This window comes from Roseixanthobacter finlandensis (assembly GCF_043195105.2).
Lineage (GTDB): Bacteria > Pseudomonadota > Alphaproteobacteria > Rhizobiales > Xanthobacteraceae > NCEH01.
In genome coordinates this window covers 4601449-4628429 of record NZ_CM195536.1, presented here as the reverse complement: position 1 = coordinate 4628429, position 26981 = coordinate 4601449, and the positions used below count along the sequence as shown (strand labels likewise).

The window sequence follows — 26981 nt, the reverse complement described above, 5'->3', positions numbered from 1 at the left end:
GAGTTTGCCATGAACACGAAGATGCTCACTGTCACCGCCCTGGCCGCGCTTCTTGCCGGTCCGGCCTTCGCCCAGACCGCGACGCCGCCGAGCGCCGCGCCGTCCACGCCCTCCACCACCACGCCGTCGACCACCACGCCCTCCACTTCGACCATGCCCTCGTCTTCGTCCAGCGCGACGCCGTCGGCGCCGGCCGGCTCCGCGGCCTTCATCGAGAGCCAGAAGCAGGAACAATGGCTCGCGAGCAATCTGATCGGCACCAAGGTGCGCGGCTCGGGCGACGAGAGCCTGGGCGAAGTGAATGACGTGCTGCTGGATCGCAATGGCGCCGTGGTCGGCGCGGTGATTGGCGTCGGCGGCTTCCTCGGCGTCGGCGAGAAGGATGTCGCGGTGCCGTTCAATGCGCTTGAACTGGTGCGCAATACCAATGGCGACACGCTGGTGCTGCGCAAGTCCAAGGACGAGCTGAAGGCGGCGCCGGAGTTCAAGGAATATACCGCCCCGACCTCGGCCTCCAGCGGCGGCACGGTCGGCGCTCCGGCGACCACGACGCCGCCCGCGCGCTGATCCGCGGACCGCGACTGATACATTGGGGGTAGGTGCCGACCGGCACCTACCCCCTTTCTTTTGGAATTTTCGCGGCTGCGCGCCGTCGCCGGCGGGCTCTATCCCTTCGTTTCGACGAAGGTGCTATCGTTCCGCCGCGCGTCACGAAGCGGCCGCGCGGCGGGGCGAGGAATCGGCCCCGAATGATGAAAGGGTAAGACGTGTCCCATACGCCTCAGCCGCGGGGCTGTGCCCTCCTGGTGGAAGACGAACCGTTCGTCGCGATGGTGGCCGGGCAGATCCTGGCCGACGAGGGATTCGAGGTGGTCGAGGCTGCCTCGGCCGCCGCCGCGCTGTCGCATCTCGACGGCCGGCCGGGCGGCTATGCCCTGGCGGTGGTGGACCTCGGCTTGCCCGACATGCGGGGTGAGGCGCTGGTGCTGGAACTGCGCGGCCGCGTCGGGGACCTGCCGATCATCGTCGCAAGCGGGTACGGCCTTGGGGAATTGAGGGACATTTTCACCACCTTCGCGGGGGTCGCGCTGGTGAGCAAGCCCTATGACACCTCCACCTTGCGTCGCGCCCTGGAAACCCTGGGATTTTCTGTGGGGACCGACTAAGCGCCGGTGCGCGCGCCGCCTTCATCCTGAAGAGCCTGTCTTGCCGGGCGATGGGGAGGCGAGCAGCGGCCATGTCGGAAGCTGGGGGGAGGGGAAGGGGTGAAAACCTCCGCCACGTCCGCCGCTCAGCCTTTCAAACGCCGGCACGCAGCGCCGGTTCCGCCGCCCGATGCCTTGGCGGCCTTTTTTGCATTGCACCCGCTGCATCCGGTACGACTCCGGCAGGAGAGGGGCCGGCGGGCCGGACGCGCGGCCGGAGCTTCGGGCAAAAAAAGACCCCGGATTGACCGGGGCCTGATTCGCGCGAGGCCGAAGCCGAAATTGTGAATCGCACGCGAACCTGTGGCGCGCTTCGCTGCAAAAGGCTCTATCTTATTGTCTTTGCGCTTTTTCTTCAGGCGAACCGGTGTCCACTTCGCTCGAAAATGCTTTAGCGGCGTCGGCCGAACAGCACCGCCTGGCCCACGCCGATCAGCGCCGCCACCGCCACGGTGGCGATGGGATGGCGCTCCGCCACGCGTGTCACCGAGGCGAACGCGCCCAGCGACAGGGGCGCAATCCCCTGGTTGCGGCGCCCGGCGGTGGCGATGGCCGCGAACAGGCCCGCCACCACGAACCCCGCCAAGGCGGTGAAGAGGGCCGCCAGCGTCGGATCATAATGCTGACTCAGCGCCTGATAGAGGCAGATGGCCAGGAATGCCGCGCCGATCCACAGGAAGCCGACGGCGAGGAAGATCAGCAGCGCGCGGGCCGCCATGGACTTCACCGCCGAACCAGCAACTGGCCGAGCAGGGCACCGGCGCCCGCTGCGATGGCGCAGGCGGCGAGCGGCTGGGCGACGATGCGCTCGCGCAGGGTGTTCATCTGCCCCTCCGCCCAATCGGTCACCTCGTCGGCCGCAGCCTCCGCTTCCCCGGCCGCGCCGCGCACGCTGTGGCGGGCTGTCTTGCCGAGGGTGTCCACCAATTGCGCGAAATCAGCCCGCAGCTTCTCCAAATCCTGCCGCAGGTCCGCGAGGCTCGGCTCCACGCCGGCGTCGAAGGGCTTTCCGGGGTTTGCGTCCGGCTGATCGACCATGCTCTTTTCTCCGCTGTGTGGAAGCTTTCGGGCGGGTCTTCACCCGCTCGCGCACACAACGCGGGGACCGCTGTCCAGTTCCAGATATCCCGGCGGCGGGCGAGGGTGATCCCCTTCCGCGCACCGGACCAAGAGCACTACAGCGCGATCCGCCCATATTGAAACGCCCAAGGCGATTCCATATGGACGGATTCGGCTCCAAGCGGAGCGCATCAGGCGGAGCGCGCTTCCGCCCCGAGGCTGCGCGCCTCGTGGAAGAACAGCGCCTGGGCGATGGTCGCCTTCACTGTCTCGCTCAGGAACGGCTTGGTGATGAGATAGGTCGGCTCCGGCCGCTCGCCGGTCAGAAGGCGATCGGGGAAGGCGGTGATGAAGATCACCGGGACATTGAAGGTCTGGAGGATGTCCGTCACCGCGTCGATGCCGGAGGAGCCGTCCGCCAGCTGGATGTCGGCGAGCACGAGCCCAAAATCGCTCTGCTGCGCCAGTTCCACCGCCTTGGAATGGGTGGGCGCGACGCCGACCACTTCATGCCCGAGTTCGGTCACCAGGGTCTTCAGGTCGAGCGCGATCACCCATTCGTCCTCGATGATGAGGACGCGGGTGGCCAATTGCTCGTCGATCTCCTGCTGCGCGGCGACCACCTGGGCCTCCACCTCGTCCAGCGAGATCTGGAGAATGGAGGCCGCCTCGGCGAAGGAAAATCCCTCCATCGCCGTCAGCAGGAGCGCCACGCGGGAGGAGGAATCCAGCAATTGCAAACGCTGGTCGGCGCGGCTCGATACCGCCGCCTGGGCCGCCGGACGCTGGGCCCACACATGGTGGAACGCCTGGTAGAGTGCGACTCGGGGGGAGACGGAAAGATCCAGCGGTACGCTCGAATTGAGAATACCTTGCAGGGTCGCCTGCACGATGCCGTCGCCGGCTTTCTGAGAGCCAAGTAGTGCGCGGGCATAGCGGCGCAGATAGGGAAGCTGCTTGATGAGCTGTTGCTGTGGCATGCTCTCTCGCCTCGGGACAGGTCCCTCATAACGCGGCCGTGCGGGAAAAGTTCCGCGCGATAGGAACTTTCTAGCGCTCGTGCGCATTATAGACGCGGTTGGTCGGCAATGCAGCCTCCTTGAGCTTCAGTGCCGGCGAACTCGAACGGTTCCGTGAAAATAATAGGGTCAGGCCTGGCGCAGCGGCCGGGTGGGGTGGTCAGAACAGACCGAACCGCGGAGCGAGGCATGTGGTGGGTGAGAGGCGAGGCGGCTCGGGCGCGTCATCGCGAACGGGCGGCCATCTTCGCTTCTGCGGTCGGTCAGCCGCGTCATTTGCTGGACAGCGTGCGGCGCGGGCTGCTGGTGGTGATCCTGCTGGCGATCACGCCGATCGCCTCCGCGAGCATGTTGCAGGGCGTCCTGCAATTGCGCCGCGCGGGGGAAGAGGCGCAGCATCGGCTGCTCCAGGGCGCCATCGCGGGCGCCGGCAGCCAGCAAAATGTCTTCGCTTCCGCCGAGAATGTGCTTCAGGCGCTGAAGAATGTGCAGGCCGTGCGCGCCGCCGGCGGCGAATGCGCGCCCACCTTGTACGGCGCCACCTTGAGCTTGCCGTTTGCCTCCAACATCGCGCTGATCAGCAAGGACGGGCGCGTCGCGTGCTCCGCCCTGGCGGCGCCCGGGCAGGATATGTCGAAATTCGAATGGTGGCGCGAGGTGCTCGCCTCCAAGGTGTTCGTGATCAGCCATCGGATGCTGAGCCCCATCACCCGACAGCAGATCCTTGCCGCCACGCTTCCCCTTTATGGCGATACTGGCCTGTTCGAGGGCGCGATCTCGATCGCCATCGATGCGGGCTGGCTGGACAATCTGCTGAAGCGCGAAACGCCGCTTAGCGACGGTGTCGCGGCGGTGTTGGACGACGACGGCACCGAACTGGTGTCGAACGCCCCGGACATTTCGCGCCGCCTGTTCGCCGACAATGCCGCCGTGCAGACCTCCGGCTCGCTCGAGGAAGCAACCGACGAAGCCGGCCGCTCCTGGACCTTCGCCACCGCCCCGCTTGACCGTCAGGGGCTAAGGGTCGCGTTCGCCAAGCCCACCGACCAATTGTTCGCCTGGACCACCTTGCATGTGGCGGTGAGCTTCGTGCTGCCGGTGGTGATGGTGCTGTTCACGATCGTTGCCATCTGGCTCGCGACCGACCGCATCGTGCTGCAATGGCTGCTGTATCTGCGCCGGGTGACGGCGGTGTACGCGCAAGGCCATTATGGGTTCCGTCCCTCGCGCATGGGGGACGCGCCGAGTGAATTCCGGGTGCTCGGCAATGCCATCGAGGACATGGCGCTGGCGGTGCGCGAGCGCGACGGCAAGCTGCGCGAGGCGCTGGCGGAAAAGACCGCGCTGGTGCGCGAGATCCATCATCGCATCAAAAATTCGCTCCAGGTGGTGGTGAGCCTGCTCAGCCTCTACGGCTCGGGCATCCCGCAGGGGCCGGACCGGCGGCGGTTCGAGCAATTGCGCACGCGTGTGAACACGCTCGCCGTCGTGCACCGCATTCTGTTCGAGGCCAATGAGGGATCGGAAGTGCGCCTGCGCGAGCTGCTGCGCGAGCTGAGCGCGCTGCTGGAGGGCTCCTCCGACCGCAATGTGATGGTGATCGTCGATGCCGAGGACGTCACCTTGTCCACCGATCTTGCGGTGCCGCTGGCCTTGATGCTTTCGGAAATCGTCATGGCGCTGGCGGTCAGCAAGGCGCGCGGTCCGGTGCGCATCGCGCTGCATTGCGTGCAGGAAGCGGAGCTGATCGCACTGCGCATCGAAATCGGCGAGCCGCTCGGCGATCGCCTGGCCGAGGGCAATGCGGACCTTGCCTATGGTTTCGCCCGGCAGATGGGCGGCTCCATCGTGACGGAGGAGAGCCTGACCGGGGCGCGGGTGGTTGTGCGCTTTCCGCCGCGCCAGATCCATCGGGCGACGTAGCACGATACCCTTTTCGCGCATGGCACTCCGATAAGGACGGGTTCCTTGTCTTTAGTCGGAACCTCTGCCGCTCCCGCTCGTTGTGTAGAGGAGTCTCGGAAGGGCTCATTCCCCCAACGCTAAGGAGCGAGGAGATGACGAAGGCTCAAGGAAAGGGCTCGTCCAACCGTGGCTTTGCGGCGATGGACGCCGAAAAGCAGCGTGCCATCGCCCGGAAAGGCGGCGAAAGCGTGCCTGCGGAAAAGCGCAGCTTTTCCCAGGATCGCGCTTTGGCCTCCGCCGCGGGGCGTAAGGGCGGCCAGAGCGTGGCGGACGAGGATCGTAGCTTCTCGCGCGATCGTTCGTTGGCTTCGCAGGCGGGCCAAAAAGGCGGCCAGGCCTCCCATTCCGGACGGTCCTGAGAACCGGCGGAATTCGTTTGCCTGCGCGGGGGAGCCGCCTTGGCTTCCCCGTTTCTTTTTGTGATTGCGGCGCATTTTGCCGGCATCTCGGGAACTTCGGCCGGCTCCGTGCGTTAGGTCGAGGTGGAAGGGATGATACGCTTCGCGATCGCCACGGTTTCGAAATTGCGCCGAAAGGCGCCGAGATCGGCCGTGCCGCTTTTCACCGGGGCGCGCGTCGTCCGGGTGGGAGGATGATTGTGGACGCATCGATGTGTCATCCGAAGGAAGCGGAAACCAGAAGCCCCATGGATGCTGACACCGAGACTTCCGCCCCCGTGGCTTTCGACCTGCGAACACAGGTCCTGGAACTTCTTCCGGCCCTGCGCGCCTTCGCCCGCTCCTTGACGCGGAACCGCACAGAGGCGGACGATCTGGTGCAGGAGACCTTGCTAAAGGCGCTGTCGAACATCGACAAGTTCGACCCGGGCACCAATCTGCGGGCCTGGCTCTTCACCATCCTGCGCAACACCTATTACACCGAGATTCGCAAGCGCCGGCGCGAGAATGACGGCATGGCGACCTTGGCCCAGCAGGATTCCAACATGGGTCCAGGCCAGGAATGGGCGGTCACGCTCACCAGCCTCAAGGAAGCGCTGGAATTGCTGCCGGCGGACCAGCGCGAAGCGCTGGTGCTGGTCGGCGCGGCGGGCCTGTCCTATGAGGAGGCCGCCGATGTCTGCGGCTGTGCGCTCGGCACCATCAAGAGCCGGGTTAATCGTGCCCGGGCCAAGCTGCTGACCCTCATGGGCGCCGAAGACACCGCCGATGTGGTGGAAGGCGACGCCCTCGCCATGTCGGCCGCCCGCATCACCAGCAGCAGCAACACCTGAGTCTTCCGGCGGACTGGACCGCGCCGCCCGCCGCTCGGGCGTCCCGCGCCCGTGCCGGCCCAGCTTCCTTACCTCTTCCGCCACAGCCATTCCGCCGTGCCGGCTGGCGCAGTGCTGCGCGCCCGCCATGTGTGTGGGGTGTCGCGGGTCGTGTGCGCGCGTGCAAGGTGCGCGCATGTCTAAAATGATGCGGATCGGGCAAAAAAAGAGCCCCGGATCGGGGCTGGCGGGGTCTCGGGTCGATCGCAATTTGCGCAGATCGGATCGCAGGCCCGGTGTCTCACGCCGCTGCCAAGCCTCTGGTTGAATCTTCCAAAAACTGGGGTGGCCCAGCTTGCACGCGGGGAAATCACACCGGATCGGAAAAGCAAAAAACGCGGCATCTCTTCCTTTGGGGAAGGGATGTCGCGTGCGAATGGGACGGGGCGGGTTTACGCCTCGTCTTTTTCCTTCGGCGCGTCGGGAGCCGCCGGCGTCGCGTCGGTGTTCGCGTCGCCGTCGGATCGGGCCTGAACCGCGCCCTGCAATTGCTGCGCGAGGCGCAGCAGATCGTCGGGCACGTCTTCCTGGGTGAATTCATCGAACAGCTGGCGCAGTTCCTTACCCAGAAGATCCTGGCGTGCGGAAATGTCCCTGCGATGAGGGGCTCGCATACCGCCTCCCTCTCTTTGGTCCTGCATGGTCACGGTTTGGTCTGGACGCAGAGTGCGCATGACGTGGGTTCGCCAAATGGCAGGTGGGCACTGCACAAGAGCAAGCCAAGCTTTGCCATGTCAGTATCCGTACCTGCAAGGGGCCGGTATGGAAAGGGATGCGGGCGGGCCATGGAGGGCGTCATTCGCGATATAACCGCGAGGCGCCGTCTGCCGGTCCGCTGTCATTGTCATTGTCCCAGCGCGGGCTGGGCGCCGGGGAGAGCGGCGGGGCCAGCGGACGCTGGGCTTTGCCGGGGGTCTCTCCGTCGCCGATGGCGGCCGAGACCGCGCGCAGATGCCGGCGCTCCTCGTCCGGGCCGTGGGATTTGCGCGGGCGGGCATAATCACGCGGCGCCTGGGCGGGCGTGAATTCGCACTGGTCATATCCATGCGGCGTCAAAAGGCCCTGAGGCATGGTCTTTTCGGCCGGGTCGTGTCGCGGTCCGGGCATTCTGCTCTCCTCCGCCTATGCACTATTCGCAAACAAACGCGGCGCCGAGGGGTTTGTTCCGGCGGATCGGGCGGCGGTGCAAAATATTCCGTTCCGTTACAAAGCCCGGCGTGAGGCGGGAACTGCGGCCGCGCGAGACGGTTGACAGGGCAAGGCTTCATTTGCCCCGCAGCGTACCGCGACAGGACGCGTCGCCGCCGGGGCGCAACACGAAAGGCAATGCCATGATCAGCTGGGCCATTACGTTTCTTGTGGTCGCCTTGGTCGCCGCGGTCCTCGGCTTCGGCGCCATCGCCGGCACCGCCATCGAGATCGCGAAGATCATCTTCTATGTGGCGATCGTTCTGTTTCTCATCTCCGCGGTCGTTGGCTTCATGCGGCGTGGCGGCGGACCGAGCGTGCCCTGACAGGCTCTGCTTGCCGGGCCGACGGCCCGGCTTGGATTTGCGAACCCCGGCTTCGGCCGGGGTTTTCGTGTACGCGGAAGTTAAAAAAATGGCGGACCGCAGATCGGCCCGCCAATGAAGATGACTTGGAGGCGTCGGCACCAAGCCGACACGACATCAACATCCTACCCCGGCTCAGGTTCCATGCGAAGCCGGGCCTCGCGGAAAATAAAAGGTAAAAATAAAAGGGCGCCCGGTGAGGGGCGCCCTGATTGCTTGCTACCCCAAGATCAGGGGCAAATGATGCGTCCGGGACGCCTCAGGGGCAGGTGACGCGATAGGAATTGCCATAGGCGTCGCGCGCCCAGCAGGCCTTGGGGGTGGTGGCCGCGCCGACGATGGCGCCGGTGGCGCCCCCGAGCACGCCGCCCACCACGGCGCCGCCGGCCGTGCCGGTGGCCGCGCCGCCGATCAGGGCGCCCGCGCCCGCGCCGAGCAGACCACCGCCGACAGCGCGGTCGGATTGCGAATACTGACTGCAGCCGCCGAGCGCCAAAGCCGCCGCGAACACGATGATAGCCGCCCTCATTTTCATCTCCACATATCCTTGTCGCCGGCGGGCGCCGGGATGCGTCCGGCCGATTGACTCTTTTTGCCCTCGTCGGCGGCCGGCGGACAACCCGCCGAACGAGGGAATCCTCAGCGCCGCCGCGACGGCGTACCCGTCATAGCATACAGCACGTACCCGACGGTCAACCCCACGACCACCGCGCCCAGCAGGATTGATCCGGGCTTGCGGGCCACCAGATCATGAGCATGGTCGACGACGTCATCAATGTGACGCCCTGCCTCGTGGCGCCCCTTGCGGGCCAGGGAGAGGCCGTCAGCGGCGAGGCTGGCGGCCTCCCGCTCCAGTGATTTGACGGCGCTGCCAATATAGCGCCCGGCTTCGTGTCGCGGTGTCCGCGTATTCTCTTCGGCAGCACCCGCAAGGGCCTCGCCCAACAGGGTAATATCGTTGCGCAGAGCCTCTAGCCGCTTGGAAATGTCAGCGGTGGATGAGTGGGATCCATATCCGAACATTAGACAGTCTCCATGAGTTCACGGAGAAAACGCGCACGAGTGCGGACGGTTCCGGCCGAGGTCGCGGTTGATCTACAAAATCGGGCTTCAGCCACGCTTCAGAATTGACCATGGCGCTTTTTTGGTCGCATGTTAGGGGAACCTGAGGCCAAGCGGAGACGTTTCAATGGCGATAATCACTGAACGGACGCTTCAATGTCGACCCTGGAATCGGGTTTTTCTCCGTCATCTCCGCCTCGGCGCCCAGCCTCCAAGGGAAAAGAGATAGAGGTGGGTAAGGTTGGCGCCGCGAACAGCGGCGTCAACGTGGGGCTCGGGCAAGCGCTCATCGAGCGGCTAGACCCTCTGACTTGTGCCTTTTTCTTCGATGTTGACGGGACGTTAGTCGACATTGCTGACCACCCTGATGCGATCATTGTTCCGGCTGAGCTGCGGGACAATCTTTCGGCGCTTCAGGATCGGGCGGCCGGCGCGCTGGCGCTCGTAAGTGGCCGATCCGTCGAGGGGCTCGACCGGGTGTTCGATCCGCTCCGTCTGCCCTGCTCTGGAATTCACGGGGCCCAGATGCGCCCCGCCCCAAATGCCGGGATTACCTCGGCGGCACAGCCGCTGCCGGATGATTTGCGGGAGCAATTGCGCACGATCGCCGATGACCTGGACGGCGTGATGGCCGAGGATAAGGGTGCGAGCGTCGCCATGCATTATCGTGGGGCGCCCTCCATCGGCCCGGTGCTGGAGGGCATGCTCCATACCCTGGTGGATCAAAGCTTCGGCCGCCTTGTGGTGCTGCCGGGGCGCATGGTGTTCGAGGTGAAGCAGGCGGGCCACGACAAAGGGCTCGCCATTCGCGCCTTCATGAAGGTGCCAGCGTTTGCCGGCCGCACCCCGGTATTCCTGGGCGATGACGTGACCGATCAGGCGGGATTCGCCGCCGTTTCCGCCCTCGGCGGTGTCGCTGTTTCCGTCGGCCGCCGGTTTCCCGGTGTCCATGCCGTCCTGTCGGAACCGGCAGACGTGCGTGCGCTCATCGCCACCCTGGCGGCGAACCCCATCGAACGGAGGAATTGACCGTGTCGCGTCTCATCGTCGTATCGAATCGGGTTGCCGTTCCCCAGCAGGGCGGAAAGACCGCCGCCGGAGGCCTCACCGTCGCCGTCAATGCCGCGCTGAAAGATCGCTCCGGCATCTGGTTTGGCTGGTCCGGCCGCATCACCGACACGCCGTCCGATCGTCCGGTGGTGTCGACCCGCGGCAAGATCAAATATGCAGTGGTGGACCTGAAGGACGACGATTATCAGGAATATTACAACGGCTTCGCCAATCGGGTGCTGTGGCCGATCCTGCATTATCGCGTCGATCTCGCCGAATTCCAGCGAGCAGATCTTTCCGGCTACATTCGTGTCAACCGCAATTTCGCCGAGCACGTCTCGAAGATCTTGCAGGAAGACGACGTGGTGTGGATCCACGACTACCACATGATGCCGCTGGCGAAATATCTGCGCGAGCGCGGTCACAAGAACCGCATCGGCTTCTTCCTGCACATTCCCATGCCGCCGCCGGAACTTCTGGCCACGCTGCCACGCCACGGCGAGATCATCGGCTCGCTCGCGCATTATGATCTCGTGGGCTTCCAGACCGAAAGCGACCGCGACAATTTCGGCCGCTATCTGGAGACCCGCGGCGGGCAGGCGACATCCGACGGCACGGCCTATGATATCGCCGGCCGGCGCGTGAAGATCGGCGCCTTTCCCGTCGCCATCGAGACCGACGCTTTCGCCCGCCGTGCCCGCCATGCTGGCCGTACCGCCTATGTGAAGAGTTTCGGCGAAAGCCTCACCGGCAAGAAGCTGATCCTCGGGGTGGATCGGCTCGATTATTCCAAGGGCATTCCCAATCGCCTGGAAGCCTACGAACATCTGCTGCGCACCGCGCCCGAGCTGCATCAGAAGATGACCCTGGTGCAGATCACGCCCAAGAGCCGCACCGAGGTGCCCGAATATATCGAGATGGATCGCTTCATCTCCCACAAGGCCGGGCAGATCAACGGGCTGTATGGCGATGTCTCCTGGACGCCGCTGCGCTATGTGAACAAGACCTATTCACGCTCGGCGCTCGCGGGGTTCTACCGGCTGGCCGACGTCGCGCTCGTCACCCCGCTGCGCGACGGCATGAACCTGGTCGCCAAGGAGTTCGTCGCCGCGCAGAAGCCGGACGATCCCGGCGTGCTGGTGCTCTCGCAATTCGCAGGCGCGGCGGCGGAGCTGTCCGGCGGCGCGCTGATGGTGAACCCGCATGAGACCGAGGGCATGGCGCTCGCCCTGCGGCGCGCCCTGGAAATGCCGCTCGACGAACGGCTCGAACGCCATGCCCGCATGATGGCGGTGCTGAAGCGCAATGACATCGACAGCTGGGCGCAATCCTTCCTGGAAGCGCTCAACGAGAAGCCGCGCGTTGCCGCCAGCCATTTCGTCAGCCGCTCGCCGCTCCAGAGCCTGAGCTTCGGCACCGGCTGGCACGGCGTGCACCGGCCGCAGGGCTTGTGACGCGGCGGGCCGGCCTTCTCGCGAGACCAAAGTCGACCGTTCTGGATGCTGACGGCCGTGACGCCGCTTGCGGGCGGGAGAACCGCGCTTTTTTTGTTGGCGCGCCTCGCAAGCCGATATAGATAGCGCCTGATGCGGGTGTGGTGGAACTGGTAGACGCGCCGGACTCAAAATCCGGTTCCGAAAGGAGTGTCGGTTCGATTCCGACCACCCGCACCATCTTCTTGAAGGAATCCGACGCGGCTCGTTCGAGCCGGGTCACACGCTCCGGGACCGAAGGAGCCGTGAACATTGCGTTGCCTGATTGCCCTCGAATCTTCGCCACCGCTTCAAAAGCGACGGAAACCGACCGCGAAGATCGCATCCGGTTGGCTGGTCATCCGACCAGATGAAATGGTGGTCGTTTCGATCAACACCCGCGGGTGAAGGCTGTTGCTGCGCCCCTTCGGAATGTTCTGGGTGACTGACCGGTGACGCGCTTGAAGGCATTGCTGAACGCGCTTTCGGACGTATAGCCGAGCGATCTGGCGATCGCCGACACGGGAGTTTCCTCATCCCGCAGCGCGCGCTCCGCAAGCCGCATGCGCCATTCGGTGAGGTAGGTCAGTGGGGCCACGCCCGCGACTGTCCTGAAATGGAAGGCAAAGCTCGCTCGAGACATGGCGCATGCTCTGGCAAGCTCTTCCAGATGCCAGGGACGATCGGGCTCCCCGTGCATCAGGCGTAGTGCCGGAGCGATGCGCGGGTCCGCCAGGGCGCGCAGCCAACTGGGCGGCATGAGACCAGACGTTTGCAGATGGGCGCGCAAGATCTGGATGAAAAGCAGCTGCGCAAGCTGCGCCGATGCGAGCTGCGCGCCGGGCAAAGCGGCGTCCCGTTCCTCGACAAGCTGATCGAGCAGCCACCGAAACGCTGTTGCTTGTCGGGATGCGGCCGGCACATGAATCCAAGCCGGCAGGACATCCGCCAGCAGCCGGCCGCTGACCGGATCAAGCAGAACATGCCCACCGATATGCGCAAAGTCCCGGCCATCACCGAGTTGCGTGGTCGACCGGCCAGCCCCTGAAAACAGTTCCATCGCGTCGATCGGTTCGACATCCGGAGCGCTGGCCAGAACGAAAGACCGTCGTGCCGCCAGAAGCCCCACATCTCCGGTTTCGAAATGAACAGGCGTGGCCTCTCCCTCGATGCTGACCCAGCAATGCCCCTTCACGACCGCGAAGAACTTGATCTTGTCCGGCGCGGGGAAGCGGATCGCCCATGGTCCACCGGCCGTGAAACTGCCCGTCACCAGGGATTCGGCATTCGTGAACTTCAGGATGTCGGAGAAGGGGTCTGTGCTCATTTTCGTACTATCGCGAAAGTCATATGGACGATCAAGCATTCACAGTCCAGTTTCGGAGGTCTAGATGTGGTGCAGCAAGCCAGCAAGCCAGCAAGCCAGCAAGCCAGCAAGCCAGCAAGCCAGCAAGCCAGCGATCCGGCGCCGCCGATGCGGAGCTTGCCGAGCTTTCATCGCGCAGGGCGGCCCCACGCATAGGCGGCAGATCATCGGGAGACGATCATTCATGACATTGGGCAAACGACGCCTTGGCCGCCAGGGGCTGGAAGTCGGCGCGATCGGGCTTGGGTGCATGGGTATGAGCCAGTCCTACGGTCCGGCGGACGAGGCGACAGCGTGGTCCTCGCCCCCAACATCGCCTTTCGCTTCGAGAACGGACGCCAGATCGGCGCCGAAACCGACAGCCGGCCCGATACCGTTCGCAAAGCGGTCGAAGGCTGCCTGCGGCGGCTTCAGAGTGATCACATCGATCTGCTTGACGTGAAGGGCAGCCGGGACATGGGCCGACCTTCGGACCGAACCGGATGGAGATCGACATGAACGACAAATCGGTGGTCGTTACCGGCGGCACGGGTTTCATCGCCCAGTACTGCATCATGGCCCTGCTGGACGCCGGCTATTTCGTGCGCACGACCGTCCGCTCGCTGTCGCGGGAAGCGGAAGTGCGTGGCAACCTGAAGACCGGCGGCGCCGAGCCCGGTGGTCGCCTGTCGTTCGTGGCCGCCGATCTCACCGCCGATGAAGGCTGGGCCGAGGCTGCTGCGGGCTGCACCTATGTCATGCACGGCGCCTCCCCGACGCCATCGGGGGACCAGACTCGCGAGCAGGACTGGATCAAACCCGCCGTCGACGGCAATCTCCGCATCCTGCGCGCCGCCCGTGACGCCGGGGTCAAGCGGGTGGTGCTGACCTCGGCCTTTGGCGCGATCGGCGTCGGGCACAAGCCAGATTATCCTCGGCCCTTCAAGGAGACGGATTGGAGCGACCTGACGGGTAACGTCGCGCCGTATCAGAAGTCGAAAACGCTGTCGGAACGCGCGGCGTGGGATTTCGTGGCGCGGGAAGGGCGGGGGCTCGAACTTGCGGCGATCAATCCGGTCGCCGTTCTCGGGCCGGCTCTCGGTCCCGATTTTTCCCACTCCATCCGCTTGATCAAGAACCTGATGGACGGGCAGCGCGGCTGCCCGAAGATCAAATCCTGCTTCGTCGACGTCCGCGATGTGGCGGATCTGCACCTGCGCGCCATGACCGACCCCGCCGCCAATGGCGAGCGCTTCCTGGCGACGTCCGGGGAGAGCCTCTGGATGGTCGAGGTCGCAAAGATCCTGCGCCAGCGGATGGGCCATGCGGCGAACAGGGTGCCGACGTGGGTGGTGCCCAACTGGCTGGTGCGCATTGCCGCGCGTCGGAACCCGGCATTGAAGGGGATCGCGCCGATGCTCAGCTACAACATGAGCGCCTCGGGCGAAAAGGCCGGACGCCTGCTCGGCTGGAAACCGGGTGCGCCTGAAGAGGCCATCATCGCCACCGCCGAAAGCCTGATCCAGCTCGGTCTGGTGAGCAAGTAAGATCGCCGACCTGAACGAATGCGCCGGGTGCTGAGGCACGGGTGGGCACCTCATGTCGCCCGGCCGGTCGCTCCGGCTTCTGCCTTCCGAGGCGAGACGCCGAAGAGGTCCTGGAACGCCCGGCTGCAGGAGGTGCGCCAGCGCCACCCGTTTTCCTCGGCGATGATCGCGATCGGCCGGTCCGTCTGCATGATCTCGGCGCGGATGCGGAACAGGCGCCAACGCGCCACATAGTCCATCGGCGTCAGGCCGGTCCGCCGCCGGAAGATATCGGCAAACGACGACCGCGACATGCCTGCTTCCGCGCCGAGGCGTCGCGCTATCCGAACTGGATGCTCACCTACAATGCCGCGAGCCAGGTCCCGAAGGGACATCCGCTTGCCGGGCCGAGCTGGGTCGGCGGCGAAACACCGCTGCGTGCCGAACAGGGAGGTCGGATCGTGGCCAATGTGATGCGTGCCTGGCAGTTCGACAGGCTGGGTGGAAAAGTCGAACTCGTCGAACGCTTTATTCCCGAGCCGCGCGCGGGCAGTGCCCTGACCGCGCCGGCCTCGTGGATCTGTCCACCATCCGGCCTCAGTCCGTCTCGCTGGAAGCGCTGACGGAGGCCATGCTCGCCGCGCGTGCCGCCGGAAGTCAGGGCACGCCGATCACCTAAAAGGTAGAAACAAGGAAGATTCGAGGAAGATCGTTCGAGCGGCTGCGTGGGCTCCGCGACTACCACTTGGTCAGCCAGCCGAGGGGGCACCACATATGAAGCATCGTCATCATCACCGGCGGCAGCCGCGGCCTCGGGGCCAGCATCGCGGTCCACTGCGCCCGGCGCGGTATGGGCGTCATCCTCACCTGTCGCGTCTTCACTCCCCTTGCCGCGCCTACCCGCGGGCAGGCGGCACGCGGCCCGAATTCTCCTGAGGACATCGCGAGAGGCGCCGATTTAGCGCTTGTGATCGTGCGCGGCACGCCGGAGACTCAGGGCCAGATCGGCTCTCAGGTCCAGGCCCGGCGGGAAGAAGTGCGTTGCCGTTCCGTTTCATCCATGCCGCAGACATTCATCTCGATTCCCCGCTGCGTTCGCTCGCCCTGCGCGACCCCGAGCTTGCGGCGCTGATCGGCACCGCCACGCGGCGCGCCTTCACCCGCATCATTGATCTGTGCCTGGAGGAGCAGGTGGACGCGCTGGTGCTCGCCGGCGATCTCTATGACGGCGACCAGACCTCCATGAAGACCGCCCGGTTCCTCGGCGGGGAGATCCAGCGGCTGATCGCGGCGGGCATCGAGGTGTTCATCGTTCGAGGAAATCACGACGCCCTGTCCAGGATCACCAAGGAGCTGGTGTTTCCGGACACGGTGAAGGTCTTCACCGGCCGCGCGGAAGCTGTGGCGCCGAGGCGCCCACCCGCCGGACTCCCGGTGGTGATCCATGGCCTCAGCTTCGCCCAGCCGCATGCGCCGGAAAGCCTGCTTGCCAGATACCGCCCGCCGGTGGAGGGCGCGGTGAATATCGGCATCCTGCACACGAGCCTTGCCGGCGCGCCGGGCCATGATCCTTACGCGCCCTGCAGCCTCGCGGACCTCCAGGCCACCGGCTTTCGCTATTGGGCGCTCGGTCATGTGCACAAGCGCGCGGTCGTCGAGGGGGCGTGCGCCATCGTGATGCCGGGCATGCCGCAAGGGCGCGACATCAACGAAGCTGGGGCAAAATCGGTCACCCTCGTCGCCATTGCCGACGATCTTTCGATCCGCATCGAGGCGCGCGCCACCAGCATCGCGCAATTTTCCCGCGTGCCGGTGGATGCCAGCGGGATCGAGGATTGGCGCGATCTGGTCGCGGCGGTGACGCGCGCGCTGGAAGACGAGCGGTCCGCGGTCGGCGCGGAACATCTCGTCGCTCGCGTTGAGGTGACCGGGGCGACGCCCCTGGCCTGGCGCATGCGGCGCGATCTCGACCTGCTGAAGACCGAGGCGGATGCCCGCGCCGCCAGCATCGGCGCGTGCTGGGTCGAAAAGCTGGAGGTGGCCTGCGCGGCGCCGGCACTGGGATCTGCATCGTCCGCCGATCCGCTGCGCGATCTGCAACGCCTGATCGAGGACGAGATCCTTGGCTCCGACGCGTTCCAGGCCAACCTGCTTGCGATCGCGGAGGAAGTGCGGGTGCAGTTGCCGCCGGAATGCCGCGATGTGTTCGGTTCGGACGAGGCATCATTCAAGGCCGTGCTCGCCCGCCTGGCGCACGCGGGCGCCGAGGACGTGCTCGCGCGGCTCCATGCGGCGGGCGGGGACGCCTAGCCATGCGCCTCCAACGCCTCGATCTCACGCGCTACGGCACATTCACCGGCCGCAGCATTGATTTCGGCACACGCAGCGAAGGGCAGGTGGACCTTCACATCATCTATGGTCCGAACGAGGCGGGAAAATCCACCACGCTCGCGGCCTTTCTCGATCTGTTGTTCGGGATCGGTGTGCAGAGCCCGTTCAACTTCCTTCATGCTTACCCCACCATGCGGATCGGCGGGCTGCTGGAGATTGGCGGCGCGACGCGCATGTTCACGCGCATCAAGCGGGCGCAGAACAGCCTGCTCGATGCCGACGACCGGCCGATCGCCGAAAGCACCATTCGCGGCGAACTCGGCGGCATCGACCGCGATGCCTATCGGACCATGTTCTCGCTCGATGACGAGACGCTGGAAAAAGGCGGCGAAAGCATTCTCGCCAGCAAGGGCGATTTGGGCGAATTGCTGTTCTCGGCCAGCGCGGGCCTGGCCGATTTGAGCCGCAGGCTGCTCGATCTTAAGGGCGAGGCGCAACGTTTCTATAAATATCATGCGCACAGCGGCGCGCTTTCCGAACTGAAGGCGCGCCTCGCGCAATTGAAGCGTGATCGGGAGCAGATCGACACCCTGGCCTCCGAGCATGCGCGGCTCACCGAAGTGCGCGACCGCGCGCTCGCGCAATATGAGGACGCGATCGCGCAGCGCACGCAAATCCAGGGCCGGATGGAGGAGATCCAGCGCCAGCTTGCCGCCTTGCCCCGGCTTTCCGCCTGGCGCGACTGTTGCGCCCGCCTCGCGCCGCTCGCCTCTCTGCCCGATGCGCCGCGCGCCTGGAGCGAGGAACTGCCGGAGCTGCAAAAGGAAGAGATCGAACTTGCGGTCCAGCTTCAGGCCGCCGCCGAGGCGATCGACCGGCTCGCGACCGAGGCGGACCGGATCGTCGTGGACGCCGTCGCGCTGGGCCTGTCCGACCGGGTGGCGCGGCTCGCGGATCTGCGCGCGCGCCATGTGACGGCGGAGAAGGACATTCCCGAGCGGCGCATGCAGATGCGGGGGGCCGAGCAGACCGTCGCCCTCCTTCTCGCCCGGATGGATCGCGAAGGTGAGGGGGAGCCGCAGCGGCTGATCCTGAAGGCCGCGAGCGTCGGCCGTCTGCGCGAATTGATCGAGGCGCGCTCCGGCATCGATGCCGCGACGCGCGGGAGCGCCGCCGAACTGGCCGAGGCGCAACGCCGCCTCGCGGAAGCGGAGGCGAAAGCCCAGACGGCCGGGGCCGATCAGGGCTTCGCGGCGCATGCCGCGCCTTCGGCCGGGCGGGAACGGGACGAGCGGGCGATGCGGGATCTGGCGGCCGCCCTTGCCGCTGTCCGCGCGCATGATCCCCGCGCGCGCCTGCGGCCGGCGGAACGTGCCTGCGAGGCGGCGAAGGCGTTGCTGTCCGAACGGGTGCGGGCGCTCAGCCCCTGGTCCGGCGACCCGGACGATCTCATCGCCATGCGATGCCCATCCGCCGAGACGCTCCAGGCGTGGAAAACGGCGCGTGGCGAAAGCGAGCGGGCGCTTGCGCGCCACCTCGACGACATCGAACGCCTGACGGGGGAAATCCTGCGGCTGGGGACCGCGTGCGCCGCCGTCGCCGGCCTGACCGGAGTGGTCACGGACCAGGAGGCGGCCGCGCTCCGCAGTGCGCGCGAGCAGGCCTGGGCCGCGCACCGGCGCGACCTCGCGCCCGCCTCGGCCGATGCCTTCGAGGCCTTGCTGCGGCACGAGGATATCGTCGCCGCCAGTCGGCTCGGCCATATGTCGGATCTGGCGAAGCTGCATCAAAATCGGCAGGCGCTCGCAATGGCAGAGGCCGAGCTGAAGCGCGCGATCGCGCTCAGGGATGCGGCCGCCGCGCGTTTGCAGGCGCAGGATGGCGCGGTTTCGGACGCGGTTCGCGCAATGGCGCCTGCGCTTGCCGAAACCATGACCCTGCCGGATCTGGAACTCTGGCTCGCGCGGCGCACTTCGGCGCTCGAGGCCCATGCCGCCCTGCGCACTGCCACGCGGGATTTCGACGAAGCGCGTGCCGATTTCGCCGATGCGGAGCGCCGGCTTGCCGCCGCGCTCGGCGCGGCGGGCCATATTCCCGCGCCCGATGCCGGGCTCGACACCTTGCTGGCGCAGGCGCAGGAGGCAGTGGACCGGGTCGCCGGCATCCGGGCGCTGCAAGCGGCCGTGGACGAGCGGCGCAGCGAAATGGCGGCGCGCGCGCGTCTCGCCGCCCAGGCGGCGGAGGCGGAACGGGCCTGGACGGCCGCCTGGGGTGCCGCCTGTCGGTCCTGCTGGCTGGGCGAGCGCGGGGATGTGCCTGCGCTCGGGTCCGTGCGCGAGATCCTCGCCGCCGTGGCCGAGCTTGGGCCGGCGCTGGAGAAACAGGCGGGCTTTCGCGACCGCATCGCGAAGATGGAGAAGGACCAGGCGCAGTTTCGCGAGGAGGTGCGTGCCCTCGTGGTCGCCCTTGGCGGCGCCCTTGCGCTTGAGGCCGGCACCCTGCCGGTGCTCGACCTCGCCCAGAAGATCGCCGAAAAAGTGCAGGACGCCGCCGCCGAACAGTCCCGCCGCGCGAAATTGCTCGTGCAGCTGGAAGAGGCGCGGGAGCGCGGGCGCGCGCTTGGCGAGGCCGAGGCCATCCATGCGCGGCGCAAGGCGCAGATGACGTCTCTCTTCGGCGTCGCCACGCTCGCGCAGGTGGCCGTAAAGCTGTCCGACATCGCGCGGCGGGCCGAATTGCGCAGGCAGGCGGACGAGGCCGCGCGCGATGTCCTCGATGCCCTGCGTCTCGGCGAGATGGCGCAGGCGGAACGGGTGCTCGACGCCGCAGACCGGCCCGCCCTCGACGCGGAATTGCTGGAGCTGAAGGCGCGTTTCGACGATCACGACCGGCGCTGCCACACGCTCTTTGCCGCCCGCAGCGCCGCCGTCGACCAGGTGGAGGCGATCGGCGGCGATTCCCGGGTCGCCGAGATCGAGGGCCGGCGGCGCACCATCCTGCTGGAGATCGAGGACGGGGCGATGCGATACCTGCACCTGCGCGCGGGGACGACCGCCACCGAACTGGCGCTGCGGGCCTATCGCGAGCGCCACCGCAGCTCGATGATGGCGCGGGCCTCCGAGGCGTTCCGCACCATCAGCCGCGGCGCCTATGCCGGCCTTGCCACCCAGCCGGCGAAGGAGGGCGAAACGCTGATCGCGCAGGCGGCGGGCGGCGCCTCCAAGGCGGCCGACGCGCTCTCGAAGGGCACGCGCTTCCAGCTTTATCTCGCGCTGCGGGTCGCCGGCTATCACGAGTTCGCACAGGCGCGCAGCCCGGTGCCGTTCGTGGCCGACGACATCATGGAGACCTTCGACGATTTCCGTGCCGAGGAAGCCTTCCGCCTGTTCGCCGAGATGGCGCAGGTGGGGCAGGTGATCTATCTCACCCATCACCGGCATCTGTGCGAGCTCGCCCGCAACGTCTGCCCCGGGGTGCGCATTCACGATCTTTCCCAGGCGGCGCCGGCAACGGGCGTGTGATCGCAGAAAGCCCGGCCGCCTCCTGAAGGGGGATCATTCCCGCCCGGTTCCCTTCCGAGAGAGCGATGTCTTTCCCCGCGCCAGAGCCGCCCGCGCCGGCCTTTCGCGCGCGCGGTCCCGTGCCTTTTGGTGCGCGGGCGGCGAAAGGGGCTTGATCTTTTTAAGCGCATGATCATAGATAATATAGGATCTACGAAATTCCGACGCCGCCTGCGCCCGGATTTTCGTGACAGGCGAAGTCTGCGCTCGCGGGCTCCGGTTGCTCAGGTCCGATGGTCGCTCAAGAAGGACATTTTGAGATCGCCTGCGCTTTCATTCGCGATGCTTTCGATCGCGGATCCGCAACGCCCAAGAATCAATCAAGTCATTCTGAAAGAATCTTCTCTCTGAAGCCCGTCATCCGCCAGCGATGAATGCAGAGGAAAGCGAGGGGACACCCTCCACTTTAAAACGCCCTCCCGATGGAGAGCGTTTTGCGAAAATTGCGCCGACAAATATAAAATGGGAGGAATACCATGACAAAGACAGCGTCTTACTTAGGTTTGGCAGCGGCGATCGCCGTGACGGCAAGTGTTTCCGCTCCGGGCGCCGCGCGCGCCGAGTGGAAGCCCGATCGCCCGGTGGAGATCGTGGTCTCGGCCGGCCCCGGCGGCGGAACCGACATTTTCGCCCGCGTGGTTCAGGCCGCCCTCACCAAGAATGCCTTGCTCACCACGCCGATCCTCGTGCTGAACAAGGGCGGCGGCAGCGGCTCGGAGGCGTTCAACTACGCCAAAGACAATCCCGACAGCCCCTATAAGATTTATTTCGGCACCCAGGATGCTTACGTTCTGCCGCTCGGCACGAAGGTGAACTATAGCTTCAACGACCTCACCCCGGTCGCCTCGATGGTGTTCGACGTCTTCATCCTGTGGAGCAATCCCAAGGCTTCGGGGCTGAACACCGCCCAGGAGTTCATCGCCAAGGCCAAGGCCAATCCGGGCAAGGTGCGGGTCGCCGGCGCCAAGGCCAAGGATGCGGACGAAACGGTCGTAACCCTCATCGAGCGCGCCACCGGCACCGACCTTGCCTATATTCCCTACAAGAGCGGCAGCGAAGCGGCGATCCAGGTGGCCGGCGGCCATATCGAGGCCAATACCAACAATCCGAGCGAGAGCTTGGAACAGTGGAAGGCCGGCAACCAGAAGCCGCTCTGCGTGTTCACCAGCGCGCGCCTCGCCGACAAGACGGTGGTCGCGGACGGGATGAGCTGGGCGGATATCCCGACCTGCGTCGAGGCGGGGATCGACGTGAAGGACTTCCTCCAGCCGCGCACCGTGTGGATGGGCGCGAAGGTGCCGCCCGAGGCGCTCGCCTATTACACCGACCTCATGAAGAAGGTGACCCAGACGCCCGAGTTCAAGGCTTACGTCGAGCGTAATGTTCAGATCAACAAGATGTTGGTCGGACAGGATTTCAAGACCTTCCTGGACCAGCAGATCAAGACCTACGCAGAGATCTACAAGGCCAACGGCTGGCTCGTCGCCACCGGACAATAGCGATTGCAGGGGCGCGAAGCCCTCGTCCGACCGGCTTTGCGCCCCCTCCTCGTGGAGTTGCCTGACATGAAGATCTCCTGGAAAGCCATGGAAGTTGTGACCGCCGCAGCGACCGGCCTCATCGGCGCGGTGGTTTGCTACGGATCGCTCGAAAACGGCATTGCGTGGAACTCCAGCGGCCCTGAGCCGGGGTATTTTCCCTTCGGCATCGGCTGCCTCATCATGCTCGGCAGCGTGGGAACCATGGTTCAGGCCCTGATGAAGCGCTCCGCCGCACCCGTGACGGCGAGTGCCACGGGCGGGGAGATCGTCGACGACGACGAGCCGTTCATGGATACGCGCGGTTTCCGCACGGTTGCGGCGTTCTTTCTGCCGATCGTCGCCATGGCCGCGATTTCTGTCTGGCTCGGCCTCTATATCGGCATGGCGCTCTACATTTTCTATGCCATGCGCGTGGCTGCGGGGTTCCGCACCAGCACCAGCCTGCTGACCGCCGCCATCGTGGTCGCGGTCAATTTCATCGTCTTTGAAAAGCTGTTCATGGTCCCGCTGCTCAAAGGGCCGATCCTCGAATACTTCGGCATTTATTAAAAAAATAAAGAAGAGAGGAAACGAGCCATGGGCAATTTTGGCCAATTGATGGATGGGTTCGCGATCGCCCTCACGACCCAGCATATTCTCATCATGGTGTTCGGCGTGCTGCTCGGCTTGGTGGTCGGCGTGCTGCCGGGCCTCGGCGCGCCCAATGGCGTGTCGCTGCTGATGCCGCTGACCTTCACCATGGAGCCTATTTCCGCGATCATCCTGCTGACCTCCATGTATTGGGGCGCGCTGTTCGGCGGTTCGACAACATCCATCCTGTTCAATATTCCGGGCGAGCCGTCCTCGGTCGCGACCACTTTCGACGGCCATCCCATGGCCAAGCAGGGACAGGCGGTGCGCGCGCTCACGCTCGCGTTCGCCTCCGCCGGCATCGGCGCGCTGATCGGCGTCCTGGTCATTACCCTGATGTCGGGCTGGGTCGCGAATTTCGCGCTTCGGTTCGGGTCGCCGGAATATTTCGCAGTCTATTTCCTCGCCTTCGCGAGCTTCATCGGCATGGCCGGCGGGTCGCCGTTCAAGACGCTGGTGTCGATCATGCTCGGCCTTGCCGCCGGCACCATCGGCATGGACACGATTTCGGGCGAGGGGCGCCTGACCTTCGGCATCAATGAACTGACCGCCGGCATCTCGTTCCTGATCGTGGTGATCGGCCTGTTCGGCATCGGCGAATTGCTGGTGACCATCGACGAGGGCTACAAGTTCGAGGGCGTGAAGGCGAAGCTCAGCCTGCGCGAGATCTTCCGCACGCTGGCCGAAATGCCGCGTTATTGGGTCACCATCCTGCGCAGCGCGCTGATCGGCTGCTGGATGGGCATCACACCCGGCGGGCCCACGGCGGCCTCGTTCATGAGCTATGCGCTGGGGCGGCGGTTTTCCAAGCGCGGCTGGAATTTCGGCAAGGGCGAGCCGGAGGGCATCATCTCGCCCGAAACCGCCGATCATTCCGCCGGCTCGTGCGCCTTGCTGCCCATGCTGGCGCTCGGCGTTCCCGGTTCCGCGACCGCTGCGGTGATGATGGGCGGGCTGATGATCTGGGGTCTTTCCCCCGGGCCCATGCTGTTCACCAGCCAGCCGGATTTCGTCTGGGGCCTGATCGCCTCCATGTATGCGGGCAATCTGATCGCGGTTGTGCTGGTGCTGGCGACCGTGCCGCTGTTCGCCTTCATCCTGCGGGCGCCGTTCTCCGTGGTCGGCCCGCTGATCGCGATCATCTGCGTCATCGGCGCCTATACGGTGGCGAACCATGTCTTCGACATCTGGCTGGCGCTGGTGTTCGGCCTTGTCGGCTATGTCTTCAAGAAGCTGTCTTATCCGCTGGCGCCCTTCGTGCTCGCGGTGGTGCTGGGCGACAAGGCGGAAGACGCGTTCCGGCAATCCATGCTGTCCTCGGGCGGAACGCTGCGCGTCTTCTTCGAGACCCCGCTGGTCGCCACGATGATGACGATCGGGATCTTCCTTCTGCTGCTTCCGCTCATCACCCGCGTCTTCGGCGCCGTGTTCAACACGGGGAGCAAGCGCGGCGTCGCCTAGGCGGGGCGGGCTGCGACCATTGATTTCACGGCCTGGATCCAGGCGACCTGTCACCCTTTGAGACGGCCGGGTGCCGTCACATATTGAGAGAGAATTGCGCCATGTTCGGAGCCCTGCGTCTCCCCCAAACGATCCTCTTCGGGCGCGGCCAGCGTCATGTCATGGGTACGGCCGCAGCGCGGATCGGCAGCCGCGCCCTGGTGTGCACCGACGCCCGCCTGGCGCAGACGGAAGAGTTCGCCAGCCTCCTGGCGGATCTTCATGCCGCCGGCGTTAAGACCCGCGTATACGACCAGACCATCGCCGACCTGCCGCTGGAATCCATCGCCGATTGCATGGCCAAGGTCAGCGATTTCGGGCCCGACCTCGTGATCGGCATCGGCGGCGGCAGCTGCATGGATCTCGCCAAGGTGGTGTCGGTGCTCATCACCCACGGCGGAGAGGTGAGCAAATATTACGGCGAGTTCGCGGTCCCCGGCCCGGTGGTCCCGCTGATCGCTTTGCCCACCACCGCCGGCACCGGCTCCGAGGTGACGCCGGTGGCTGTCGTGCTCGACAAGGCGCGTGGCTCCAAGATCGGCGTCGCCAGTCCCTATATCATTCCCCAGATGGCGGTGTGCGATCCTGAACTGACCCTCACCTGCCCGCCCGGCCTCACCGCCTGTTCCGGCGCCGATGCGCTCGCCCATGCGGTGGAGGCGTTCACCAGCATGGCCCGGCCGCCGGAGCCCCAGCTGACCGAAAGGCATGTGTTCATCGGCAAGAACCTCTTGTCCGACCATTTCGCCAAGCTCGCGGTGGTGAACGTGTTCCGCTATCTGGCGCGCGCCCATGCGAACGGCAGCGACATGGAGGCCCGCGAGGGCCTGATGCTCGCTTCGCTCGCGGCCGGATGCGCGTTCGGCACCGCCGGCACGGCGGCCGCGCATGCGCTGCAATATCCGGTGGGCAATCTCACCCACACGGCCCATGGCGACGGGGTCGGCGCGCTGCTGCCGTTCGTCATGCAATATAATCGCTCCGCCTGCCCGGAGGCGTTCGCGGAGCTTGCCCGCACCATCGGCCTCGGCGATGCCGGGATGGGCACCGACGCGCTGTCGCAGGCGTTCATCGACGCCGTTGCCGAATTGTTCGCGACCATCGGCATCCCGCGCTCGCTCGCAGCCCTTGGACTGGCGAGCGGCCATGAGCACGAGGTCGCCTCGGGCTCCCTGAAGGCCGAGCGGCTGGTGAAGAACAACCCGCGCCCGCTCGACCTGGCCGCAATGCTTCACATCACCGAAGCGGCGTTCAGCGGCGAGCGCGCCGCGCTGCTCAATCTCTGACACCCAGCAGGATCTATTGCCATGTCATCCAGCACTGCGAGCCTCAGCCCGATCGCATCCGAGCCGACCTATGTCGTGCCCGGCTTTGAAGGTAAGGGCGGTTTTGCCATTCCCACCGGCCTGCTGATCGGCGACGCCTGGGTCGCCGGTTCCAACGGCGCGCAGATCGAGGTCCTCAATCCCTCGACCGGCGGCGTGCTCGCCAGCGTGGCCGATGCCACCGTCGCCGACGGCATGGCTGCGGTCGATGCGGCGGCGGGCGCTGCGGCGGCCTGGGCGGCGACCCCACCGCGTGCGCGCGCGGTGATCCTGCAACGCTGCTTTGCGGCGATGGTCGAGCAGGCGGACTTCCTCGCCCAGATCATCTCGCTTGAAAACGGCAAGGCGCTGCCCGACGCGCGCTCGGAAGTGCTCTATGCGGCCGAATTCTTTCGCTGGTACGCCGAGGAAGCGGTGCGCATCAATGGCGACATCTCCATCGCCCCGGCCGGCGGCAATCGCATCCTCGTGCAATATCAGCCGATCGGCATTTCGCTGCTGATCACGCCGTGGAATTTCCCCGCCGCGATGGCCACGCGCAAGATCGCGCCGGCCCTGGCGGCCGGCTGCACCTGCATTCTCAAGCCGGCCGAGGAAACCCCACTGACCGCGCTGGCCGTGGGCGAGATCCTGCGCCGCGCCGGTGTGCCGGCCGGTGTGGTGAATATCGTCAACACCTCCGATCCCGGCCCGCTGTGCAGCGCCATTCTGCGTGATCCGCGCGTGCGCAAGCTCTCGTTCACGGGCTCGACCGAAGTTGGCCGCATCCTGCTGCGCGAGGCGTCCTACAACGTCATCAATTCGTCCATGGAGCTCGGTGGCAACGCCCCGTTCCTGGTGCTCGACGATGCGGACCTGGAAGCCGCGCTCGACGGCGCGATGATCGCCAAGATGCGCAATGCCGGCGAGGCCTGCACGGCCGCCAACCGCTTCTATGTGCAGGAAGGCATCTATCCGGCGTTCGTCGACAAGCTGGTGGAGCGCATGGCCGCGCTGAAGCTGGGCGCGGGCACCGACACCACCACCCAATGCGGGGCGATGATCAACCCGGCGGCGATCGAGAAGATCGACATGCTCGTCGGCGACGCGCTCGGCAAGGGCGCGAGCGTCCGCCTCGGCTGCGCCGCCGGCGCCGGCCCGGGCTTCTTCTACCCGCCCTCGGTTCTGGCCGATGTGCCGCTAAACGCCGCCATCCTGCGCGAGGAGGTGTTCGGCCCGGTGGCGGCGGTGGTGCCGTTCAAGGATGTCGAGGATGCCGTGCGCATGGCCAACGACACCGAATATGGCCTCGCCGCCTATGTCTATACCGGCGATATGAAGCGCGGCCTGCAACTAGCCGAGCGGCTCGATTACGGCATGGTGGCGCTCAATCGCGGGCTGGTTTCCGATCCGGCGGCGCCGTTCGGCGGCGTCAAGCAGAGCGGGCTTGGCCGCGAGGGCGCCCATCACGGCCTGCTCGAATTCACCGAGGCCAAATATGTCGCGGTGAACTGGTAGCGCGCATCCCCGCCGGATGCCCCTGCGCGGGGGAATGCGCAGGTGTGGGCATCCGGCGGAACCGGGCGCGA

Annotated in this window: 26 protein-coding genes, 1 tRNA gene and 1 pseudogene; 19 read left to right on the top strand and 9 right to left on the bottom strand. The window is 66.0% G+C overall.

Annotated elements, in window-relative coordinates; genetic code table 11:
• Positions 1–9 precede the first annotated feature (9 nt).
• Together V5G24_RS21620 and V5G24_RS21615 are read left to right on the top strand one after the other, a co-directional pair.
• Positions 10–567 (top strand): PRC-barrel domain-containing protein, encoded by a 558-nt coding sequence (locus V5G24_RS21620; protein ID WP_394083383.1) that lies wholly within the window; start codon positions 10–12, stop codon positions 565–567.
• Positions 568–767: 200 nt separating this feature from the next.
• Positions 768–1166, top strand: coding sequence for a response regulator (locus V5G24_RS21615; protein ID WP_394083385.1), 399 nt, complete (start codon positions 768–770; stop codon positions 1164–1166).
• 430 nt (positions 1167–1596) lie between these two features.
• Here V5G24_RS21615 and V5G24_RS21610 read toward each other — a convergent pair whose 3' ends face one another.
• The 3 genes from V5G24_RS21610 to V5G24_RS21600 form a co-directional block, all read right to left on the bottom strand.
• Entirely contained in the window at positions 1597–1923 is a 327-nt protein-coding gene (locus tag V5G24_RS21610) for a hypothetical protein (RefSeq protein WP_394083387.1), read from the bottom strand.
• 5 nt (positions 1924–1928) lie between these two features.
• Positions 1929–2243, bottom strand: coding sequence for a hypothetical protein (locus V5G24_RS21605; RefSeq protein ID WP_394083389.1), 315 nt, complete (start codon positions 2241–2243; stop codon positions 1929–1931).
• Positions 2244–2455: 212 nt separating this feature from the next.
• On the bottom strand, positions 2456–3244 hold the full coding sequence (locus tag V5G24_RS21600; protein ID WP_394083391.1) for a response regulator: 789 nt from the start codon (positions 3242–3244) through the stop codon (positions 2456–2458).
• A gap of 228 nt (positions 3245–3472) precedes the next feature.
• Here V5G24_RS21600 and V5G24_RS21595 point away from each other — a divergent pair, with 228 nt between their 5' ends.
• The 3 genes from V5G24_RS21595 to V5G24_RS21585 all read left to right on the top strand — a co-directional run bounded on the left by V5G24_RS21595 (position 3473) and on the right by V5G24_RS21585 (position 6479).
• On the top strand, positions 3473–5206 hold the full coding sequence (locus tag V5G24_RS21595) for a sensor histidine kinase (protein WP_394083393.1): 1734 nt from the start codon (positions 3473–3475) through the stop codon (positions 5204–5206).
• Between the two features lie 134 nt (positions 5207–5340).
• On the top strand, positions 5341–5607 hold the full coding sequence (locus tag V5G24_RS21590) for a con-10 family general stress protein (protein ID WP_348845434.1): 267 nt from the start codon (positions 5341–5343) through the stop codon (positions 5605–5607).
• A 287-nt stretch (positions 5608–5894) separates the two neighbouring features.
• Complete coding sequence (locus V5G24_RS21585; RefSeq protein ID WP_394083395.1) at positions 5895–6479, top strand: sigma-70 family RNA polymerase sigma factor; 585 nt, start codon at positions 5895–5897, stop codon at positions 6477–6479.
• 431 nt (positions 6480–6910) lie between these two features.
• On the opposite strand, the gene V5G24_RS21580 is transcribed toward V5G24_RS21585, so the two are convergent.
• Together V5G24_RS21580 and V5G24_RS21575 are read right to left on the bottom strand one after the other, a co-directional pair.
• On the bottom strand, positions 6911–7132 hold the full coding sequence (locus V5G24_RS21580) for a hypothetical protein (protein ID WP_394083397.1): 222 nt from the start codon (positions 7130–7132) through the stop codon (positions 6911–6913).
• A gap of 181 nt (positions 7133–7313) precedes the next feature.
• The gene (locus tag V5G24_RS21575; RefSeq protein WP_394083399.1) at positions 7314–7625 is read right to left on the bottom strand and encodes a hypothetical protein; all 312 of its coding nucleotides are present in this window, start codon (positions 7623–7625) and stop codon (positions 7314–7316) included.
• A gap of 224 nt (positions 7626–7849) precedes the next feature.
• Between V5G24_RS21575 and V5G24_RS21570 the strand changes: the two genes are divergently transcribed.
• Complete coding sequence (locus V5G24_RS21570; protein WP_394069865.1) at positions 7850–8032, top strand: DUF1328 domain-containing protein; 183 nt, start codon at positions 7850–7852, stop codon at positions 8030–8032.
• A 298-nt stretch (positions 8033–8330) separates the two neighbouring features.
• Here V5G24_RS21570 and V5G24_RS21565 read toward each other — a convergent pair whose 3' ends face one another.
• Both V5G24_RS21565 and V5G24_RS21560 read right to left on the bottom strand, forming a co-directional pair.
• Positions 8331–8600, bottom strand: a complete 270-nt coding sequence (locus V5G24_RS21565; RefSeq protein ID WP_394083401.1) for a YMGG-like glycine zipper-containing protein — start codon at positions 8598–8600, stop codon at positions 8331–8333.
• A 110-nt stretch (positions 8601–8710) separates the two neighbouring features.
• The gene (locus V5G24_RS21560) at positions 8711–9094 is read right to left on the bottom strand and encodes a hypothetical protein (protein ID WP_394083403.1); all 384 of its coding nucleotides are present in this window, start codon (positions 9092–9094) and stop codon (positions 8711–8713) included.
• Between the two features lie 270 nt (positions 9095–9364).
• On the opposite strand from V5G24_RS21560, the gene otsB reads away from it, so the two are divergent.
• The 3 genes from otsB to V5G24_RS21545 all read left to right on the top strand — a co-directional run bounded on the left by otsB (position 9365) and on the right by V5G24_RS21545 (position 11856).
• Positions 9365–10162: a trehalose-phosphatase gene (otsB, locus tag V5G24_RS21555; RefSeq protein WP_394083405.1), complete on the top strand. Its 798-nt coding sequence runs from the start codon at positions 9365–9367 to the stop codon at positions 10160–10162.
• 2 nt (positions 10163–10164) lie between these two features.
• The gene (gene otsA, locus V5G24_RS21550) at positions 10165–11637 is read left to right on the top strand and encodes an alpha,alpha-trehalose-phosphate synthase (UDP-forming) (RefSeq protein ID WP_394083407.1); all 1473 of its coding nucleotides are present in this window, start codon (positions 10165–10167) and stop codon (positions 11635–11637) included.
• 134 nt (positions 11638–11771) lie between these two features.
• Positions 11772–11856: transfer RNA gene (locus V5G24_RS21545), tRNA-Leu, on the top strand.
• Positions 11857–12046: 190 nt separating this feature from the next.
• Here the strand turns inward: V5G24_RS21545 and V5G24_RS21540 are convergent.
• Entirely contained in the window at positions 12047–12982 is a 936-nt protein-coding gene (locus V5G24_RS21540; protein WP_394083409.1) for an AraC family transcriptional regulator, read from the bottom strand.
• Between the two features lie 223 nt (positions 12983–13205).
• Here V5G24_RS21540 and V5G24_RS21535 point away from each other — a divergent pair.
• Positions 13206–13456 (top strand): annotated as a pseudogene (locus V5G24_RS21535) (aldo/keto reductase); the annotation flags it as partial.
• A 59-nt stretch (positions 13457–13515) separates the two neighbouring features.
• Complete coding sequence (locus V5G24_RS21530) at positions 13516–14547, top strand: SDR family oxidoreductase (protein ID WP_394083411.1); 1032 nt, start codon at positions 13516–13518, stop codon at positions 14545–14547.
• Between the two features lie 50 nt (positions 14548–14597).
• On the opposite strand, the gene V5G24_RS21525 is transcribed toward V5G24_RS21530, so the two are convergent.
• The gene (locus tag V5G24_RS21525; RefSeq protein WP_394083413.1) at positions 14598–14840 is read right to left on the bottom strand and encodes a helix-turn-helix domain-containing protein; all 243 of its coding nucleotides are present in this window, start codon (positions 14838–14840) and stop codon (positions 14598–14600) included.
• A 39-nt stretch (positions 14841–14879) separates the two neighbouring features.
• Here V5G24_RS21525 and V5G24_RS21520 point away from each other — a divergent pair, with 39 nt between their 5' ends.
• The 8 genes from V5G24_RS21520 (at position 14880) to V5G24_RS21485 (ending at position 26910) form a co-directional block, all read left to right on the top strand.
• Positions 14880–15149: a hypothetical protein gene (locus V5G24_RS21520; RefSeq protein ID WP_394083415.1), complete on the top strand. Its 270-nt coding sequence runs from the start codon at positions 14880–14882 to the stop codon at positions 15147–15149.
• Between the two features lie 418 nt (positions 15150–15567).
• A complete protein-coding gene (locus V5G24_RS21515; RefSeq protein WP_394083417.1) occupies positions 15568–16836 on the top strand; it encodes a metallophosphoesterase family protein in 1269 nt (422 codons plus the stop codon).
• Between the two features lie 2 nt (positions 16837–16838).
• Complete coding sequence (locus V5G24_RS21510; RefSeq protein ID WP_394083419.1) at positions 16839–20378, top strand: ATP-binding protein; 3540 nt, start codon at positions 16839–16841, stop codon at positions 20376–20378.
• A 515-nt stretch (positions 20379–20893) separates the two neighbouring features.
• On the top strand, positions 20894–21916 hold the full coding sequence (locus tag V5G24_RS21505) for a Bug family tripartite tricarboxylate transporter substrate binding protein (protein WP_394083421.1): 1023 nt from the start codon (positions 20894–20896) through the stop codon (positions 21914–21916).
• Between the two features lie 66 nt (positions 21917–21982).
• Complete coding sequence (locus V5G24_RS21500) at positions 21983–22507, top strand: tripartite tricarboxylate transporter TctB family protein (RefSeq protein ID WP_394083423.1); 525 nt, start codon at positions 21983–21985, stop codon at positions 22505–22507.
• Positions 22508–22534: 27 nt separating this feature from the next.
• Positions 22535–24049 (top strand): tripartite tricarboxylate transporter permease, encoded by a 1515-nt coding sequence (locus V5G24_RS21495; RefSeq protein ID WP_394083425.1) that lies wholly within the window; start codon positions 22535–22537, stop codon positions 24047–24049.
• Between the two features lie 101 nt (positions 24050–24150).
• Positions 24151–25374 (top strand): iron-containing alcohol dehydrogenase, encoded by a 1224-nt coding sequence (locus V5G24_RS21490; RefSeq protein WP_394083427.1) that lies wholly within the window; start codon positions 24151–24153, stop codon positions 25372–25374.
• 21 nt (positions 25375–25395) lie between these two features.
• Positions 25396–26910: an NAD-dependent succinate-semialdehyde dehydrogenase gene (locus tag V5G24_RS21485; RefSeq protein ID WP_394083429.1), complete on the top strand. Its 1515-nt coding sequence runs from the start codon at positions 25396–25398 to the stop codon at positions 26908–26910.
• Positions 26911–26981 lie beyond the last annotated feature (71 nt).

What these genes read in the sequence shown, in the direction of transcription:
- V5G24_RS21620 (WP_394083383.1), top strand. Translation starts at nt 10, where the DNA reads ATGAACACGAAGATGCTCACTGTCACCGCCCTGGCCGCGCTTCTTGCC.
- V5G24_RS21530 (WP_394083411.1), top strand. Translation starts at nt 13,516, where the DNA reads ATGAACGACAAATCGGTGGTCGTTACCGGCGGCACGGGTTTCATCGCC.
- V5G24_RS21565 (WP_394083401.1), bottom strand. Translation starts at nt 8,600, where the DNA reads ATGAGGGCGGCTATCATCGTGTTCGCGGCGGCTTTGGCGCTCGGCGGC.
- V5G24_RS21485 (WP_394083429.1), top strand. Translation starts at nt 25,396, where the DNA reads ATGTCATCCAGCACTGCGAGCCTCAGCCCGATCGCATCCGAGCCGACC.
- V5G24_RS21520 (WP_394083415.1), top strand. Translation starts at nt 14,880, where the DNA reads ATGCTCACCTACAATGCCGCGAGCCAGGTCCCGAAGGGACATCCGCTT.
- V5G24_RS21610 (WP_394083387.1), bottom strand. Translation starts at nt 1,923, where the DNA reads ATGGCGGCCCGCGCGCTGCTGATCTTCCTCGCCGTCGGCTTCCTGTGG.
- V5G24_RS21585 (WP_394083395.1), top strand. Translation starts at nt 5,895, where the DNA reads ATGGATGCTGACACCGAGACTTCCGCCCCCGTGGCTTTCGACCTGCGA.
- V5G24_RS21490 (WP_394083427.1), top strand. Translation starts at nt 24,151, where the DNA reads ATGTTCGGAGCCCTGCGTCTCCCCCAAACGATCCTCTTCGGGCGCGGC.
- V5G24_RS21605 (WP_394083389.1), bottom strand. Translation starts at nt 2,243, where the DNA reads ATGGTCGATCAGCCGGACGCAAACCCCGGAAAGCCCTTCGACGCCGGC.
- V5G24_RS21495 (WP_394083425.1), top strand. Translation starts at nt 22,535, where the DNA reads ATGGGCAATTTTGGCCAATTGATGGATGGGTTCGCGATCGCCCTCACG.
- V5G24_RS21500 (WP_394083423.1), top strand. Translation starts at nt 21,983, where the DNA reads ATGAAGATCTCCTGGAAAGCCATGGAAGTTGTGACCGCCGCAGCGACC.
- V5G24_RS21505 (WP_394083421.1), top strand. Translation starts at nt 20,894, where the DNA reads ATGACAAAGACAGCGTCTTACTTAGGTTTGGCAGCGGCGATCGCCGTG.
- V5G24_RS21560 (WP_394083403.1), bottom strand. Translation starts at nt 9,094, where the DNA reads ATGTTCGGATATGGATCCCACTCATCCACCGCTGACATTTCCAAGCGG.
- V5G24_RS21595 (WP_394083393.1), top strand. Translation starts at nt 3,473, where the DNA reads ATGTGGTGGGTGAGAGGCGAGGCGGCTCGGGCGCGTCATCGCGAACGG.
- V5G24_RS21525 (WP_394083413.1), bottom strand. Translation starts at nt 14,840, where the DNA reads ATGTCGCGGTCGTCGTTTGCCGATATCTTCCGGCGGCGGACCGGCCTG.
- V5G24_RS21540 (WP_394083409.1), bottom strand. Translation starts at nt 12,982, where the DNA reads ATGAGCACAGACCCCTTCTCCGACATCCTGAAGTTCACGAATGCCGAA.
- V5G24_RS21570 (WP_394069865.1), top strand. Translation starts at nt 7,850, where the DNA reads ATGATCAGCTGGGCCATTACGTTTCTTGTGGTCGCCTTGGTCGCCGCG.
- V5G24_RS21575 (WP_394083399.1), bottom strand. Translation starts at nt 7,625, where the DNA reads ATGCCCGGACCGCGACACGACCCGGCCGAAAAGACCATGCCTCAGGGC.
- V5G24_RS21580 (WP_394083397.1), bottom strand. Translation starts at nt 7,132, where the DNA reads ATGCGAGCCCCTCATCGCAGGGACATTTCCGCACGCCAGGATCTTCTG.
- V5G24_RS21590 (WP_348845434.1), top strand. Translation starts at nt 5,341, where the DNA reads ATGACGAAGGCTCAAGGAAAGGGCTCGTCCAACCGTGGCTTTGCGGCG.
- V5G24_RS21600 (WP_394083391.1), bottom strand. Translation starts at nt 3,244, where the DNA reads ATGCCACAGCAACAGCTCATCAAGCAGCTTCCCTATCTGCGCCGCTAT.
- V5G24_RS21510 (WP_394083419.1), top strand. Translation starts at nt 16,839, where the DNA reads ATGCGCCTCCAACGCCTCGATCTCACGCGCTACGGCACATTCACCGGC.